This is a genomic window from Planctomycetia bacterium, from assembly GCA_034440135.1.
GTDB lineage: Bacteria > Planctomycetota > Planctomycetia > Pirellulales > JALHLM01 > JALHLM01.
In genome coordinates this window covers 1-16,499 of the sequence record JAWXBP010000197.1, presented here as the reverse complement: position 1 = coordinate 16,499, position 16,499 = coordinate 1, and the positions used below count along the sequence as shown (strand labels likewise).

The following is a 16,499-nucleotide window of genomic DNA, read 5'->3' as shown; positions in this document are numbered from 1 at the left end:
TCCTTACTTCACTCGCTCGCTTGTCTGTTCGTATTGGCGTTGACGCAGGCCGCCGCCCAGGCCGGACCGCTCGACGGTTACGCCGACGAGCCCACCTGGAAGACCCAGCTCGCAGAGATCGACGCCTCGGAGCTCGCGACGGTCACGTCGCTGGGCGTCACGGCCGCCGGGCGCGACGTCACGCTGATCACGATCGCTCAAGGCGAACCGGGCAAGAAACCAGCAATCCTGATCGTCGGCAATGTCGTCGCACCGCATCTGGTCGGCAGCGAATTGGCCACGCGCATCGCGCGCAGTCTGATTGCTCCCGGCGCCGATCAGCAAGCGGCGACAACCGCGCTGCTGGAGCATTACGCCATCTACATCGTCCCACGTCCGAGCCCCGACGCGAGCGCTTCGTGTTTTACCACGCCCTACTTCGAACGCGCCGCGAACACGCGACCATCCGACGACGACCGCGACGGCGATACGGATGAAGATGGCCCCGAGGACCTCAACGGCGACGGGCTGATCACCATGCTGCGCGTCGAGGACGTCGCAGGCGATCAGATCGTGCATCCCAATGATGCCCGTCTGCTCATTCCGGCCGATCGCACGAAACACGAACGCGGCGTCTATCGCCTTTACACCGAAGGCTACGACAACGATCACGATGAAGCCTTCAACGAAGACGGTCCAGGCGGCGTCGAGTTTCATCGCAACTTTCCCTTCAAATACCGCTTCTTTCAGCCCGGCGTCGGCCCGCAGCCGGTTTCGGAGCCGGAAACCCGCGCGGTGGCCGATTTCTGTTTCGCCCATCCGAACATCGCGCTCGTCCTGAGCTTCAGCCCTGAGGACAACCTGTTTCATCCTTGGGAAGCGGATAGCGGCGCCGCTCAGGCGCGCATCAAGACCGGCCTGCTCCCCGACGACGCGCCGTCCACCAAATTGCTCGCCGAACGCTTCCAAAAGGCGCACGGCGGGGCCGACGCGCCGGAATCCGCGACGTACGACGGCTCGTTCGTCCGCTGGGCTTATTTTCATTACGGCCGCTGGAGCCTGGCCTCGCGCGCCTGGTGGCCACCGAAAACCGAGATCACGCCTCCCCCGACAACCGGCGAGGGAGAGCCGCCCAAGCCGCCGGCTGATGACCCGCGCGCCGCAGATCAACTCAACGCCCTGCGCTGGCTCGACAAACAAGGCATCACTGGCTTCGTTCCATGGACAGCGATCGAGCATCCCGATTTTCCCGGCCAAAAAGTGGAGATCGGCGGATTCCATCCGTTCGTCACGTTGAATCCGCCCGCGGCGGAGTTAGACCCGCTCGCGCAAAAACATTTCGCCTTCCTGACATCGCTGCCGGAAGTGATGCCGCGTCTCACGATTCGCGACGAGCGCGCGGAATCGGTCGGGGCCGGGGTATTTCGCGTTACCGCTTTGATCGTCAACGAAGGCCAGCTACCCACTCTGCCGGAAATGGGCCGCCTCGCCGAGTATCCCTATCCACTGCAAGTCACACTCACCCTGCCGGATGGTTGCACGCTCATCACCGGCAACCTGCGCCAGCAGATCGCGCCGCTCGCCGCGAGCGGCGGCGCGAGAGAACTTGAATGGCTGCTCTTGCGTGGCGAGTCCAATACAAACACGCCACGCCTGCATGCCGCGGCGCCCGCCGTCGGCGAAGCGACCGTGGAGATCGAACTCAAGTGAAACGCCCCACTCGGATCGTGAGCATGTCGAAATCCTTCCTTCGCTATCTCATCGCGCTGTCTTGCCTTGTGGCGGCGAACGCATCCGCCGCAGAGCGCGTGCCCTATAAGGCGATGGGCGCGCCGGTGCAGCCCAAAGTCGCCGCGCAGTGGAACCAGTATCACGACGGCGAAGCGACCGCTGCGCTCTTGAAAGCCCTCGTCGACGGCCATCCGGAACGCGCTAAGCTCGAAACGCTCGGCAAGTCCTACGAAGGCCGCGAGCTGCAAGTGATCACCATCACCAACTTCGCCAAGGGGGACGTGCAGCGCAAGCCAGGCATGTGGATTGATGGCTGCATCCACGCCAACGAAGTGCAGGCCACGGAAGTGTGCCTCTACACGGCCTGGTTCCTGTTGGAAATGTACGGCCGCAATGAACTGGTCACCCGGCTGGTCGACGATCGCGTGTTCTACATCCTGCCGATCCTTAGTCCCGATTCGCGCGACGCGCACTTCTACGAACCGAACAACACACATTCTCCCCGCAGCGGCCAGCGCCCGGTCGATGACGACCGCGACGGCCTCATCGATGAAGACGGCCCCGACGACCTGGACGGCGACGGCAGCATCACGCGCATGCGGATCCGCGATGCGCTCGGGCGCTGGAAAGAAAGCGACGACAACCCCGGCGTGATGGTCGAAGTGAAACCCGGGGAGCGCGGAGCATTCACGATGCTCGGCACGGAAGGCTTCGACAACGACGGCGACGGTCGCGTCAACGAAGACGGCGACGGATCTTACGATCCCAACCGCAATTGGGCCTGGAACTGGCAGCCTGAGTACGTGCAAGGGGGCGCGCATCAGTATCCGTTCTCGATTCTGGAAGACCGGTTCGCCGCCGACTTCATCACGGCCCACGCGAATATCGCCGGCGCGCAGTCCTACCACAACTTCGGCGGCATGATCCTCCGTGGGCCCGGCGCGAAGGACGATGGATTCAATGGCCGCGACTTGGAAGTAATGATGGCCATCGCCAAAGAAGGCGAAAAAATGCTCCCCGGCTATCGCTCGATGAACATCGCCGAAGAGCTGTACGAAGTCTACGGCGGCGAAGTCGATTGGCTTTACGCCACGCAGGGAATTTTCCCGTTCACGAACGAGCTGTTCTCCGACGAAAACTATTTTCGCAAACCGCTGGACGCCGAGCACAATCTCGACGAGTTCAACAAGCTGCTCTTGTTCGGTGAAGGCGTTGCGGCGTGGCGCGAGGTCGAACACCCGTTGTATGGCAAGGTCGAAGTCGGCGGCGTGAAAAAGAATTGGCGCCGGCAGCCGCCGTCGTTTCTGCTGGAAGAAGAGTGTCACCGCAACATGGCGTTCACCTTCTATCACGCCGATCAACTGCCGCAAATCGCCTTCGATCAAATCGAGATCCAACCGCTGCGCGGCGGCCTGCAACAAATCACCGTCCACGTCCGCAACGAGCGCGCCATTCCCACCCGCGCCGGCTTCGCCGCCGAACGCAAAGTGACGCGGCCAGATTTGCTGAAGATCACCGGCGGCCAACTGCGCGTCATCGCCGGTCTCACATCTGACGATCGTTTCTTCGAGCAGCCGAAGGAACAACCGCGCCGGCCAGCGGCGATCCGCATCGAGTCGATCCCCGGCCACGGCGTAATCCACGCCCGCTGGATCGTCGCGGGTACGGGACCGTTCACGATCGAATACGACAGCGTGAAAGCGGGCGCCGTCTCCATTGAAAAAACATTGCCGTAAAGCGCATCTGTCGTCTGTAGCCGAGGTCTGTGACCTCGGCGTTCTCTCCAGAAACGTCGGACCATTGCCAAACACGTCCACTCCACCGGCCTCACAGAGGCCGGCTACCGAGGTCGGCAGTGCGATTACCAGGCCGCGCGATAGATTTCCAGAATCTCGTCGCGCGACGGCATCCGCGGATTCACCCTCAGAATGCGCTTTACCGCGAACGCCTTGTCGGCGAAATCCGGCAACTGCTCTTCGGTCACGCCCAACTCGCGTAAACGGCGCGGAATGCCGATTCGCTCGCGCGTTTGCTCCACGGCGGTGACCGCTTCCTCGGCGGCCACTTCAATTTCGATGCCCTGCACTTGGCGGCCAAGCAACTTCGCCACGCGCGCGAACGCAGCCTTCCGTGCCGGCAAGTTGAACCGCATCACGTAAGGCAGCAACAAACCGTTTCCCTGGCCGTGCGAGCAATGCACCGCGCCGCCGATCGGATACTCCATCGCGTGGACCAGCGCGACGCCGACGTTCGAAAACGCCAGGCCGCCCAGCGTCGCCGCGAGTGCCATGCCGGTCCGCGCCGTCAAGTTGTCCGGCTCTTCCACCGCCCGCACCAGGTGTTCGCCCGCCAGTGCGATCGCTTTCTCCGCAATGCAATCGCCTAACGGATGTTTCCCTTGATAGACGGTGCGCTCGCCCGGCGGCAAGGGAAAGAATTCGTTGTCCACCGCGGTGTATGCCTCAATCGCATGCGTCAGCGCGTCGATGCCGGCGTCGGCCGTCACGCGTCTCGGACAACCCATCGTCAACAACGGGTCGACGATCGCCAGCCGCGGCCGCAAATAGTTACTCAAGATGCCGACTTTGAGGTGCGCTTCCTCGTCGGTCAATACGCACGACGCCGAGACCTCGCTGCCAGTGCCGGCCGTCGTCGGCACACAGATGATCGCCGCCACGGGGCCGCAAATGCGATCGTCGCCGACGTAGTCGCGCGGTGCTCCGCCATGCGCCAGGACGACGGCCGTGATCTTCGCCAGGTCCATGTTGCTGCCGCCGCCGAGGCCCAGCAAGGCGTCCGGGCGAAATCGTCGAGCGGCCGATACGCAGCGGTCCACCACGGCAAAATTCGGCTCTGGTTCGCCGCCGTCAAAGACTTCCACGGCCAATCCCGCGGCTTCGAGGGGCAACCTCGCCTGTTCCAAGATGCCTGCGGCCGCCAACGGCGGATCGGTCACGATCAGCACGCGCCGCAGGCCTGCCCTGGCGGCGCGGTCCCCCAATTGGTTCGCGGAGCCGGGTCCGAAGACGATTTCTCCGGCGGAATGAAAGGTCCAGGTCGACCTCATGGCGCGGTCCTCTCCAGCAGGCAAATCAACACAAAAGCCTTCGCGCCGCCCCTCAGCATGCATTGAACCCGATGCTTGGCCGAAAAACAATCAGCGATATCTGGTCCATCCCGGCGCGGCTCTTCCATTCGGCTTGGCTGAATGCGCACGAATGGCGTAAAATGAGGCGGTCACGCGATTTGCTTCCTCATCGCGCGCCGATGATGCTCGCCGGGGGCCGCCCAAGGACCGCATGTCATACCGCTCGCTCAAACGCATCGTCGGCGAAACCAGCCTGGAGCGGAAATGCCGCTTCTTGTTCGGTGCGTGCCTGTTTTTGCTAATTTCCGGCAGCTTTCTGGCCTATTCGCGGCAGACCGAGTTGCTCGTCGAACGGCAGAATCGCAGCACGGGCAAGTTCCTCGCCAAATCCTTCGTCACAAATCGGCATTGGTCGGTTTATCAGCAAAAAGACGAGAGTGCGCCAGGTGGGGATGATTTCGGCCTTTCGGTCAAGGCGTTGCAAGACGAGATGCGCGGCAACGACTATGTCGCCACATTTCTGCGTCACAACATCACCGAGAACGAATTCACCAGCAAACCCGTCGACGACAAAGAATGGGACGTCTTGACTGACAAGTTTCCGATCCATCGACCAGACTTTGTTGCGACCGACGAGTTGGGCGAGCCGGAAGCTTTTTCCGCGGTTTCGCCGGACGGCTCCAAGTATCAATACTTTCAGCCCGTTCGAGCATCGTCGGAACGGTGCGTCATTTGCCACACCTTGGTGAGGCCGCCCTACTGGACGGAGCAGATGACCGAAGCCGAGGCCTCCGTAGCCGGTGCGAAACTGCAAATCGGCGACGCGCTCGGATTGGTGAAGCTGGAATTCCCGCGCGCCCAGGCGGAACGCGATCTGCAGCGCAATCGCGCCACGTTGGCGTCGCTCGCCGTGGTCACCGTGTTTCTGGCGATGATTGCCTCTTGGGCGATCGTGAAATATGTGATCGTGAAACCGCTCAATCACTTGCGCGACGTCAGCGACGCGATCAGCCGCGGCAACATGGAGATGCGCGCCGATATTCAAACCGCCGACGAATTTGAAGAGCTGGGCATCGCGTTCAATCGCATGTTGCGCCACCTCATGGCGGTGCAGCAGGAACTGCGCGAAGTGAACGCCGATCTCGACGGCAAGGTCGATCAACTCGCCCAGGCGAATATGCGGCTGTTCGAGGCCAACCGCTTGAAGGGGGACTTCCTGGCCACGATGAGCCACGAGCTGCGCACGCCGCTCAACAGCATCATCGGGTTCAGTGACGTGCTGGCGTCCATTCGCACGCTGGACGAAAAGCAGCGCCGCTACGTGCTGAACATCCAAAAATCCGGCAAGGTGCTGCTGGAGATGATCAACGAGGTGCTCGATCTGGCCAAGATCGAGAGCGGCAAGATGAACGTCCGCCCGGCGAGTTTCCGCATCGAGCACGTGCTGCACGCGCAATGCGACATGGCCCGGCCGCTCACCGAAAAGAAGAACATCGATCTCGACCTGCACATCCAGCCGGAGCTGCCGGAACTGTATCAAGATCAGGCGAAGATCCAGCAGATCTTCAACAACCTGCTGTCGAACGCCATTAAGTTCACGCCGGAGGGAGGGCGCATCACGGCTTCCGCCGCGCAGGAAGGGAACGAACTGGTCATGATGGTAGCCGATACCGGCGTCGGCATCGCGCCGGAGGATCAGGCGACGGTCTTCGAAAAGTTCCGCCAAGGCAGTTCCGCGTCCCCCACCGGCGACGCCATGACCCGCGAACATTCCGGCACCGGGCTGGGGCTCTCAATCGTCAAGGAGCTTTGCCGACTTCTGGGCGGTGAAGTCGAACTCGAAAGCGAGCTCGGCAAGGGCAGCACGTTCACGGTCCGCGTTCCTTACCAACTCAACGATGTCTCCAACCTCCAAGGCACGCTCATCGAAGCCGCCAACGACCTTGCCCGCGCGACGACGCGCCTCGAACAAGAACACCCCGCCGCCACGCTCGCCGCCGGCGCTAACCTATGAGAAGCCACCAGGGTTTGCGGATGTGAACCACGAAAGACACGAAAGTCACGAACGGATTTCGCCATCGCGAACTTTTCCAATCTGTTCGTGTATTTCGTGCCTTTCGTGGTTCCAAAAGCTAACTACGACTATAGCCGAGGTCGGTGACTCGGCCGCGCCGTCCACAACCCACGTTTTGTATTCATTCCACGTCCACTCCATCGGCCTCACAAGGGCCGGCCACAGAAATCAATACACCCATTTATGCCCGACCTCCCCCAAGTGCAACTCTTCGCCGACGGCGCGTGCAGCGGCAATCCCGGCCCTGGCGGCTGGGCCTTCGTCCTTCGTCATCCGGCCTCCGGCAAAGAAATCGAGCGCTCCGGCGGCGTCCTCGAAACGACCAACAATCGCATGGAGCTCACCGCCGTGATCGAAGGGCTCGGGGCGCTCAACCAACCCTCCGACGTGGAACTGATCGTCGACAGCCAGTATGTCGGCAAGGGACTCAGCGAGTGGCTCGCCAAGTGGAAGGCCAACGGCTGGCGACGCCGCGAAGGGTCGAAGTGGGCCGAAGTCAAGAACGAAGAGCTCTGGCGCAAACTCGACGAACTCCGCGCCAAACACAACATCCGCTTCACCCACGTTCGCGGCCACAGCGGACATGCGGAAAACGAGCGCTGCGACGAGCTCGCGGTCGCGGCATACCAGAAGTTTCTGCGGCCGAGAAATGTTTGAGGGGAGTTTGAAGTTTTCAGTGTTCAGGTTCCGTGAAGCTACTCCACCTACTGACTACTTCACCTGCTCCACCTACTTTCTTCCTCAACTCACTCCGCAGTCGGTTTCGACCGTGTCCGCTTGTTCCGCCACGGATGGATGACGCCCGGGCAGGTCTTCGGCGTACCACCGATCCAGCACTTGCTGCCATTCGCCGGGTTGACGGACGCTGATGAACGCTTCGCGTAGGGCCAACGGTTCCGGGTGCAGTTGCGAGTATTTGATGCCGAATTTGCGCATCTGCCGACAGCACGGCTCCAGCCCGTAGATTTGCTCCGCGAGCCGGTAGTGTTCTTCAATTACGGCGCGTTGCTCGAACAAGCTGGGCGGCGCTGGCAGCGGCTCTCCCGCCGCGAGCGCTTGCGCTTGCCGGAAAATCCATGGGTTGCCGATCGCCCCGCGCGCCGCGGTCACGCCATCGACGCCCGTCTCGCGCAGCATGTTCAGGCAATCGGCGGCGGTGAACAGATCGCCGCTCCCCAGGATGATGCGATCGCCGGCGTGCCGCTTCACTTCGCTCAGGAATGACCAGCGGCTCGGCCCGACGTAGCGCTGCTCCACCGTGCGGCCATGCACGGTGGCCGCCGCGATGCCGCGCGCGAACGCCCCGTCGAAGATCTCGAAGAACTTGTCCCTGCTTTCGGCCGTATCATCTATGCCGCGCCGCATTTTCACCGTGACGGGAATCTCTGATGGCACCGCCTCGCGCACCCGGGAAACGATCTCCAATGCCACGTCGGGCCGACTCAAGTGATAGCCGCCGCGGCACCGTCCGAGCACCTTCTTCACGGGGCAACCGAAATTGATGTCGATCACACGGAAGCCCACCAACGCCAACTCGCGCGCGGCGCGGCCGAACTCCACCGGGTCGCTCCCCATGAGTTGTCCGCCGACCGGCTGCTCGTCCGCCGTGACGCGGAGCCGTTTCAACCGCGTCTTTTTTCCGGCCTGGATCACGATCCGGTCCAACACCACTTCGCACAACGTGTAGGGCGCCCCCAACCGCCGCGCGATCATCCGCATCGCCCAGTCGCTGTACCCGCTGAGCGCAGCCTGTACGACCGGAAAGCCAATCGCGACCGGACCAATCTGCAAAGGTTTGAATGGAAGCATTCAATTACTATCGCCGATCCCCGCCCCAAGCAGAAGCCGCCCCGCCGATTGGCACGCAGAGTGCATCGGCTGAGTAAGACCGAGGATGCCGCCAAAAGCGGCGCTGCCGAAAACCTCCGACGTTCGATGTACCAACCGGCAGGATTGACGTAAAATTCGCTAGCCGGCCAGTTTGTGGCCGCCCCAACCAGACCGACTCCCGCGGCCGCCGCCCGCCGCTTTGACGCTTACTTCTATGCAGGACCGCCTTTCACGTTCGCCGGGGCTGCGACCTCCCTGGGAATTGCTGCGCGAATTGCTGCCACTGCGGTCGTCGATCGCCGTCCGCCGTTTCGCCGGGCACGCCGTCCACGCCACGCAGTTGGAACGCCCGCTGCGGATCGTGCATGTCACCGACCTGCACGTCGGCCGCGTGACGCCCATGCGGGTCCAATTCGAGGCCGCGGCGCTCGCCAACGCCGCCAAGCCAGACTTAATCGCATTGACCGGCGATTTCGTCTGCCACGGGCAAAGATATCTCGACGAGCTGCGCGACGTCCTCGTGCGTTTCGAGGGTCCGGTCTACGCCACGCTCGGCAACCACGACCATTGGTCCGGCTCGCGGGAAATCCGCCAGGTGCTGCGCAAGGCGAACATAGAAGTGCTGGACAACGCTCACACCGTCGTGGAAATCGCCGGGCAGAAAGTACAGATCGTAGGCGTCGACGACGCTTACACCGGCCACGCCGACGTCAAGAAAGCGGTTCGCGGGCTGCATCACGACCTGCCCGCGATCGCCCTCTCCCACATCGCCGAAGAGGCGGAATCGCTCTGGGAGCACGGCGTGCCGCTCGTGCTTTCGGGACACACGCACGCCGGCCAGGTCACCGTCGCGGGATTAAATGAAATGATCTTCGGCCGCATGATCGGCCATCGCTACGTCCATGGCCTCTATGGCACACGTCAAACCGGCCCCCCGTCGGGCGCGGTCTACGTTGGCGCCGGCATCGGCGCGGCGGTGATGCCGCTCCGCGTCGGCCAGCGCGCGAAGCGTGAAGTCACGATCTTCGAACTCGGCCTGCCGCCCGGCAGTATCGACGAAGAACACGGGGAACAACTCGGCCACGCCGGCCGCCCGCCGACGGCTCGCAAACAAGCGCAACGCGCGGCGAAAGTTGTCCGCAATCAGGAAAAGCGCGAACGCGCGGCGAATCGTACGCGGCGGAAGTGAGCTGAAGGTCGAACCTCACCCGCTTGGCTTGCTCACCGGCTGCAACCGCTCCCCGAGCACCTTGAACACCGCCAGCGGCTGCAAACGGTTTTTCACGTCGATCATGCCGATCTCTTCCATCACGAAGCGAGCTTCCACCTTGCTCTTGGTGACTTCGTCGATGCAGATCTCGTTCGGCCGCGCGAAGGTTTGAATCCGCGACGCTACGTTCACCGCGTCGCCGATGGCAGTGTATTCCGCGCGGCGCTTCGAGCCGATCATGCCCACGACGACCGTCCCAGTATTGATGCCAAATCTTGCGCGCAACTCAGTCTTGCTCGCGCCGGGCGGCGTGATCGTCGGCAAAGTGCGGCGCATTTCGAGCGCGGCTTGCACGGCCGCCGTGGCGTCGTCCTCGCCGGTGACCGGCGCGCCGAAGAGGGCCATAATCGCGTCGCCGATGTATTTGTCGATCGTGCCGCCGTACTTGAATACGATGTCGGTCATCGCCGTCAGGTACTGTTGCACAAAGGCCGCCACATCGGTCGGCGGGAGTCCCTCGCTGAGCTTGGTGAACGAAACGATATCCGTGAACAGAATTGTCACCTGCTGCTCGCGCGGCGCCAGGGCGTCGTCCGTCGCTCCGGTCTGGGAAATCCGCGCCACGACGCGGTGATCGAGAAATTGCGCAAGAAACTTCCGCACCCGCTGCTCTTCCTCGACCCGTTCCGTCAACCGTCCGCGCTGGATTCCGATCGACGCCTGATGCGCGACCACGAGCAGCAATTCCAGGTCCGCCGCGCCGAATACATGATCCGGCCGCGTGGATTCCAACAGCAGCGCGCCGATGATTTCTTCGCCGGTCCAGAGCGGTACGCACATCGCCGAAGTGACGCCCATCTGATCCAGCGTCGCATAGGCTCCCGCGGAACTGGTATCAGGCGAGATCAAGAGTCCGCACCGTTCGTCCAGCAACCGCTTGAGCACGGTGCGACTGATCCGCACCGATTCCCCCGGCTGCAGACCATGTGCAACAATTGGCACCGGCTTGCCTTCGGCGTTGAGCAGGCACAACACGCCGCGGTCGGCACGCGTCTGCTCCAGCACGATCTGCAGGATCTCTTCGTTGAGCCGTTGCCCGTCGACGGCGTGGACCAGCTTTTCGCTCACGCGCTGCAACGTCAGAAGCTTAGCCTCCGCCAGCGCCAGTGGGTCGAGCGATTCCGATTTCGCTCCCGCCGCGGCGGGCCGGCGATGGTCTTTGAGCGATTGCACGATCCGCGTCAGGTCGAGCGATTGCGCCGCTTCCTCATCGACGCGCCGCGTATGCACCACCGAACTGCCCAGGGCGTCGGCGATCTCTTCCTCGTCGATCAGCAGGCTGAACTCGGGATCGGCGCAAAACGTCAACTCCGACGCGCCAATCTGGATCAGATCGCGGTCCGCCAGCCGGTGCGACTCCACCTGGTAGCCGTTGACGAAGGTATGGTTCCGGCTCCCGCGGTCTTCAACATACCAGCCGTCCTCCGCGCGCCGCAGTTGCGCGTGCTTGCTCGACGAGGCGAGGTCCGCCAGCACGATGTCGTTCGTTTCGGCCCGGCCGATTGTGATCAACGCGCCTTGCAAATTGCGTTCGATCGACTTCCCGTTCGAAACGAAGCAAAGACGGGCCACGGAAGGGAGTCTCGGGGAAGTAGGTGGAGTAGAGAGTAGGTGAAGTAGTTGGTAGGTGAAGTAGTGATCAGGAGAAGCTCAGCGCATCCGCCCTACTTCACCTACTAACTACTCCACCTACTTCCTCCCTACCGATTAAACAAGAACGCGGGGCTGTTCAGCAAGGCCCAGGCGAGGTCTTGGGCGCCGCGCAGCCGGGCTTCGGCGGCGTCGCGCCCGATGGTTTGCAGCGCTTTTTCATGTACGCGCAGTTGCTCGTCGAGCGGGCGATAGTACGCGGCCAATTCGGTGCGCTGGGCATCGGTGCGGTCCGCGCTGGGTGTCGCGAGAATCGCCGCGATGGAGCCCGGCAACCCCTCGATGCGTACCGGCCGCGCGGCCGTGGTGCCGAGTAGCCGGAAGCGGCCGATGGTGTGTTGCGCGCCGTATTCTTGAACCAGCTCGAACGTCAGAGCCGCTTCGTTGGCGTGTTGCACGTCGGCCCCTAACTCGAAGACCGCCGTGTGCTGCTGCCCGAAGGACGGCATTACCGCCCAGCCGGTGGCTGGGTTGCCGTCGATCGCGCCGCCAACGTGCCAGCCATCTTGCGAGAAATCGGCCTGAGCCACGGTGAACGAGAGCCCTGTCGCATCGCCTTCACCCGCCGCGGCCGACGCGCGGAATTCGCTCAACACGAAGTTGCCGTTCACCGCGCGGCCTGGCCCTCGCGCCGACAAAGAGTCATCCGGCAACACTTCCAAGCGAATCGCGGTCAAGCTTTCGAGCGGCGTCCTGGCTTTGATCGTGACCTGCTCCTTGTCCGGATTGCCGCCGCTCGCCAGCCACGAGCCGTCTTCCAACAACGTGAACTGCGTCCCGGCGGCCGACTGCACGCTCTCGACATTGAGGGGCGTCCAAGTTTGCGCGGCCTGTTGCGCTTCCCAGGCGGCCTGATTGGCTGGCAGTACGTCGCGTTCGTAAGTTGCCAAGGCTTCCGTCAGTTGTTCGCGATCGACCTGCGCGCCATGCATGGCCTCGACGCCGATCGCGACTTCCGCCGCGTTCGGTACGCGATTCAGAATGGCCACGAACAATTCCTCGACGACCTTGGCGTCGTCCGCATGTTCGCGCACGACCGCTTCGATGCGATTGCTCGGCGCGCCGATCGCCTCCGCGAAGGTCGGCCCGTTCACCAGGTTCAACATCTGCCCCAGCATGACACCGGAAGAGCGTTCGCATTCGCAAGCGCTCTCACGCGGCGGGCGGCCGAACAACTCCAAGAACCCATCCGGCACCTTGGCGCCGGAGTCCGGAAGCTGCGAGGCCAACGAACCGTCCGGCAGGCCAGGCAGCGCGGGCCGGTGACCGGTGACTTGTTGCAGGGCGTCGTACAGCGTTTCCGCCGGCAACCGCCGCGGCACCGCATGGGCGTAGTTCGTCTGATCGTCTTCGTTCCAGCGATTCGTGACGATCGACAATTGATAGGTCCGTGATTTGCAGATCGTCCGCATCATCTCCCGCACGTTGAAGTTCGATGCCACGAAGTCGTTCGTGAGGCGTTCCAGCAACTCGGGGTTCGACGGCGGATTCCCGGCGCGGATGTCATCCACAGGCTCGATGATGCCGACGCCCAGCAGATAGCTCCAAATGCGATTCACATAGCTCTTCGCGAAGTATTGATTGTCCTTCGACGTCAACCAGCGAGCCAACTGCACGCGCCGCGAAGCGCTTTCCGCTTCCGAGCCGGGCGTGGGATACGGGAAACTCGGCTCGGCGATCTTGCCGGTGCGGTCGTGCGTCACTTCGCCGGAATCCTGGTCGTAAACGATCTCGACGAGCGCCTTGCCGAACTCCACGTCGGTGCCGCCGATGCGTTGCTCCGCGTAGTCCGGATGATCCTTGCGCGTGACCTGGGCGAAGTACGCGGCCAGATGGTAGTACTGGTCCTGCGTCCAGCGCTCGAACGGATGGTCGTGGCACTTGTTGCAATTGAACCGCACGGCGAGGAACAACTGGGTCGTGTTCTCCATTGTGTCGGCTGGCGTGCGCAGCACCTTGTAATATGCGGCCGGCGGGTTCTCCAACGTCGAGCCATCCGCCGTCAACACCGCGTAGGCGAATTGATCGTACGGCATGTTTGTCGCGACCGCCTGGCGAATCCAGTTTCGCAACGCCGTGGCGCCTTGCTCGCCGAGAAACTTACGGTTCACTTGCAGCATGTCGGCCCATTTGTTCGTCCAATGCTCGACAAACTCCGGGCTGCCAATGAGTTGATCGATCAATTCATCGCGCTTCTCGCGCGACGGGCGCTCATCCGCTACGAACGCCCGAACTTGCTCCGGCGTCGGCGGTACGCCGCAGAGATCAAGCCGTACGCGGCGCAGGAATTCCGCGTCGGTGCAGAGCTCGCTTGGCAAAATCTTCAACCGCTGCAACTTGGCGTCGACTAATTCGTCGAGATGATTCTGCACCACCGGCTGCTGCCACTCGAAGCCGCTCCGGTCTCCCATCACCACCACGGTGGTCGCCGCGTACGAGCCTTCGAAGCGGGCGAGTACGGCTGCTTCGCCCCGGCGCACGCCGGTCGCGAGGCCAGCGCGATCCACCGTCAGCACTTCGGTCAGGCTGCTTTCCAAAAACGCTTCGGCCGAAACGTCGCGCACCTGGCCGTTCGTGTACGTGGCCAGCACCTTCATCTGTTGCTTCATGCCAGGCAGCGGCAGCGTCGGATTCTGCGGAATGATCTCGATGCCGCTCACGCGCGGCGCATCGAGGTCGAGCTTCACGCCTTGCGCGATCCACATCCGCAGTAACTCGTAGTACGGCTGCCCCGGATGCATCAACACGCCGCCGACGTGCGGTGCAACGCCGGAGGGTTTCAACAGCATCAAACTATGATCCGGCGCGGCGCGATTGAATCGCCGTCCTTCCAGGTCGTCCGTCAGCGCGCGGTGATCGTAGATCGGGTCGTATCCGCGCAACGAGAGCTTAAATCCGTTCTTGCCGTCCTTCGCCCCGTGGCACGTGCCGGCGTTGCAACCCAACTTGCCAAGCGCCGGATTCACATCCCGCACAAAGCTCACGTCGAACTTGGCGTCAAAGCCCGTTGCTTTCACTGGCACGGCGACCTCTTTGCCGGCCAGCTTGAACCGCAACTCGCCCGCGCCGTCCAGCTTGGGCCGCACCAGGCCCGTCGGCGAAACTTCCACGAACTCGCTCGGGGCCTGCACTTCGACCATGCGCGTAACATCCAACTCCTCGCCGGTCGATAACTTGCCGGTCACCAGCAGTTGGGAGTAGTCGAAACGATCGTCAAAGACGATCTCCGCGGGATTCACGGTCAGCTCGACCAATTCCATGCCCGGCGCAAGTTGCTCGGCCGTAGCGGCGTCATCCGCCGACGCGAATCGCGGAACGCCCAGCAGCAACATGGCGAGCACGAAGTGGAACAGCATCCGAGTATCGTTCATGGCAACCTCGTGTATTGACCAGAATCCGCAAAGCCCCGAAGGGGGCGGCAGGTAATAGCCAGGGGTGCGAACCCCTGGACTGAAGCAAGGTGAGTTACCATAGACCCAACGGGGCGACACAAAGAATACTTGCAAAGTGTCGCCCCGTCGGGGCTCATAACGCCTTGGCCGCAACACACACCAGGGGTTCGCACCCCTGGCTATTACCTGCCGCCCCGTAGGGGCTCAACTTTTCGCATTCGATTCGGAGCGTGTATGTTCGCCCCATCCACCACTTCGCACTATTTGCCCTTCAGCGCCACCGCACCGTCGTCCACCAGCGGAACCGGCAAAAACTCCCGCTTCACCTCGCCGGTCGCCGCATCGAAAATTCGCAGCTTGCCGTCAAACCCGGCCGCCGCGCCGATCGCAGCATCCGGCGTCAAATCCACCGCGAACACCGGCCCAGGTTCCGCTTTCAATTTGGAAATCAAATGGCTGTCGTTGGCGTCGTACACCCGCACTTCGCCGGTCCCGTCAAGGCTGCTGCCGGCGATGATCTTGTTGCCATCCGTGCTGTACGCGACGGAATACACGCGGCCCGGCATCGCCTCGAATTCGCGAAGTTTATTGAAGTCGTCGCCGATTTGCCGGTTCTGGGTGCGAAACATTTGATAGATCTTCGGCATGCCGTCGGCGCCGCCAATCAACAACTCATCCTTCGTCGGATGGCGATCCACGCTCGCCAGGCCACCTTTCAGCGCGCCCGGCGTAATGCTGGTGATGTTGTCTTCGAAGCGCTGCGTGGCTAACTCCGTGAGCTTCATGCTTTGGTCGCGGCTCACCGAAACGACGTGCGTGCCCGCGGCGGAGAACACCGTGTCCAGCACCCAATCGCTGTGCGCTCCCTGATAGAGCACCGCCGCGCCGGTCGTGGCGTCGATCGCCCGCAATGTGTTGTCGCCGCAGCCGAAGGCCAGCTTCGTGCCGTCCGGCGACCAGCTTGCGCCATAGAGCGTGTCATAAGTTACGGACTGCGAAAACAGGAGCTTGCGCTCCGCGACGTCCCAAATCTGCACTTCGCCAAAACGCGACGGCGAACCGCCCGTCACAGCGAGCTTTGTTCCGTCCGGAGAAAATGCGAGCGACTCGACACGCTCGGAAAGCCCCACCAACCGCGCGACCAATTCCGAGCCGTCCGCCTTCCACAACAACACTTCGTGATAGCCCGATACGGCCAGCAGCGCACCGTCCGGCGAGAACTCCAGCGCGGTGATCACCGGCGCTTGTTCATATTTCGGCGGATGCTCGGCGTCGATCACCTCTTGGGCGGTGACGGGCGTATCGTCCGGCGCGCCGGCTTCAATCCAGCGCCGAATCAAGTCGACCTGCACCGGCTTGAGCGGCGGAGCGTCTTTAGGCATCGCCGGCGTCTCGCCTTCCGGCGCAATGATTTTTTCGATCAACGAGCTTTCGTCCACCTTGCCAGGCGTGACGATCGGCAGTTCGCTGCCGCCCGCCTTGAGC

At 62.6% G+C, this 16,499-nt stretch carries 10 protein-coding genes; 5 read left to right on the top strand and 5 right to left on the bottom strand.

The genetic code is table 11. From position 1 onward, the window contains the following. The coding region (locus SGJ19_11510) for a M14 family metallopeptidase (protein ID MDZ4780871.1) at positions 1-1,689 on the top strand (1,689 nt) is incomplete at its 5' end. A gap of 23 nt (positions 1,690-1,712) precedes the next feature. Beyond that, positions 1,713-3,446, top strand: coding sequence for a M14 family metallopeptidase (locus SGJ19_11505; GenBank protein MDZ4780870.1), 1,734 nt, complete (start codon positions 1,713-1,715; stop codon positions 3,444-3,446). A gap of 125 nt (positions 3,447-3,571) precedes the next feature. Here the strand turns inward: SGJ19_11505 and SGJ19_11500 are convergent, their stop codons facing one another. Then, complete coding sequence (locus SGJ19_11500) at positions 3,572-4,777, bottom strand: iron-containing alcohol dehydrogenase (protein ID MDZ4780869.1); 1,206 nt, start codon at positions 4,775-4,777, stop codon at positions 3,572-3,574. 232 nt (positions 4,778-5,009) lie between these two features. Between SGJ19_11500 and SGJ19_11495 the strand changes: the two genes are divergently transcribed. Together SGJ19_11495 and rnhA are read left to right on the top strand one after the other, a co-directional pair. Next, positions 5,010-6,812: an ATP-binding protein gene (locus tag SGJ19_11495; protein MDZ4780868.1), complete on the top strand. Its 1,803-nt coding sequence runs from the start codon at positions 5,010-5,012 to the stop codon at positions 6,810-6,812. A gap of 243 nt (positions 6,813-7,055) precedes the next feature. Next, positions 7,056-7,529, top strand: coding sequence for a ribonuclease HI (gene rnhA, locus SGJ19_11490; protein MDZ4780867.1), 474 nt, complete (start codon positions 7,056-7,058; stop codon positions 7,527-7,529). 84 nt (positions 7,530-7,613) lie between these two features. Here rnhA and SGJ19_11485 read toward each other — a convergent pair whose 3' ends face one another. Then, positions 7,614-8,681 carry a tRNA-dihydrouridine synthase gene (locus tag SGJ19_11485; protein MDZ4780866.1) on the bottom strand — a complete coding sequence of 356 codons (1,068 nt, stop codon included), beginning with the start codon at positions 8,679-8,681 and terminating at the stop codon, positions 7,614-7,616. Between the two features lie 235 nt (positions 8,682-8,916). Here SGJ19_11485 and SGJ19_11480 point away from each other — a divergent pair, with 235 nt between their 5' ends. After that, positions 8,917-9,891, top strand: a complete 975-nt coding sequence (locus SGJ19_11480; protein ID MDZ4780865.1) for a metallophosphoesterase — start codon at positions 8,917-8,919, stop codon at positions 9,889-9,891. 15 nt (positions 9,892-9,906) lie between these two features. Here the strand turns inward: SGJ19_11480 and SGJ19_11475 are convergent, their stop codons facing one another. The 3 genes from SGJ19_11475 to SGJ19_11465 form a co-directional block, all read right to left on the bottom strand. Then, positions 9,907-11,544, bottom strand: a complete 1,638-nt coding sequence (locus tag SGJ19_11475; protein MDZ4780864.1) for an adenylate/guanylate cyclase domain-containing protein — start codon at positions 11,542-11,544, stop codon at positions 9,907-9,909. A 128-nt stretch (positions 11,545-11,672) separates the two neighbouring features. Next, on the bottom strand, positions 11,673-14,993 hold the full coding sequence (locus SGJ19_11470) for a DUF1553 domain-containing protein (GenBank protein MDZ4780863.1): 3,321 nt from the start codon (positions 14,991-14,993) through the stop codon (positions 11,673-11,675). 281 nt (positions 14,994-15,274) lie between these two features. Further along, positions 15,275-16,499: WD40 repeat domain-containing protein (locus tag SGJ19_11465; protein ID MDZ4780862.1), on the bottom strand; the 1,225-nt coding region annotated here is incomplete at its 5' end.

What these genes read in the sequence shown, in the direction of transcription:
- SGJ19_11470 (MDZ4780863.1), bottom strand. Translation starts at nt 14,993, where the DNA reads ATGAACGATACTCGGATGCTGTTCCACTTCGTGCTCGCCATGTTGCTG.
- SGJ19_11505 (MDZ4780870.1), top strand. Translation starts at nt 1,713, where the DNA reads ATGTCGAAATCCTTCCTTCGCTATCTCATCGCGCTGTCTTGCCTTGTG.
- SGJ19_11485 (MDZ4780866.1), bottom strand. Translation starts at nt 8,681, where the DNA reads ATGCTTCCATTCAAACCTTTGCAGATTGGTCCGGTCGCGATTGGCTTT.
- SGJ19_11500 (MDZ4780869.1), bottom strand. Translation starts at nt 4,777, where the DNA reads ATGAGGTCGACCTGGACCTTTCATTCCGCCGGAGAAATCGTCTTCGGA.
- rnhA (MDZ4780867.1), top strand. Translation starts at nt 7,056, where the DNA reads ATGCCCGACCTCCCCCAAGTGCAACTCTTCGCCGACGGCGCGTGCAGC.
- SGJ19_11480 (MDZ4780865.1), top strand. Translation starts at nt 8,917, where the DNA reads ATGCAGGACCGCCTTTCACGTTCGCCGGGGCTGCGACCTCCCTGGGAA.
- SGJ19_11495 (MDZ4780868.1), top strand. Translation starts at nt 5,010, where the DNA reads ATGTCATACCGCTCGCTCAAACGCATCGTCGGCGAAACCAGCCTGGAG.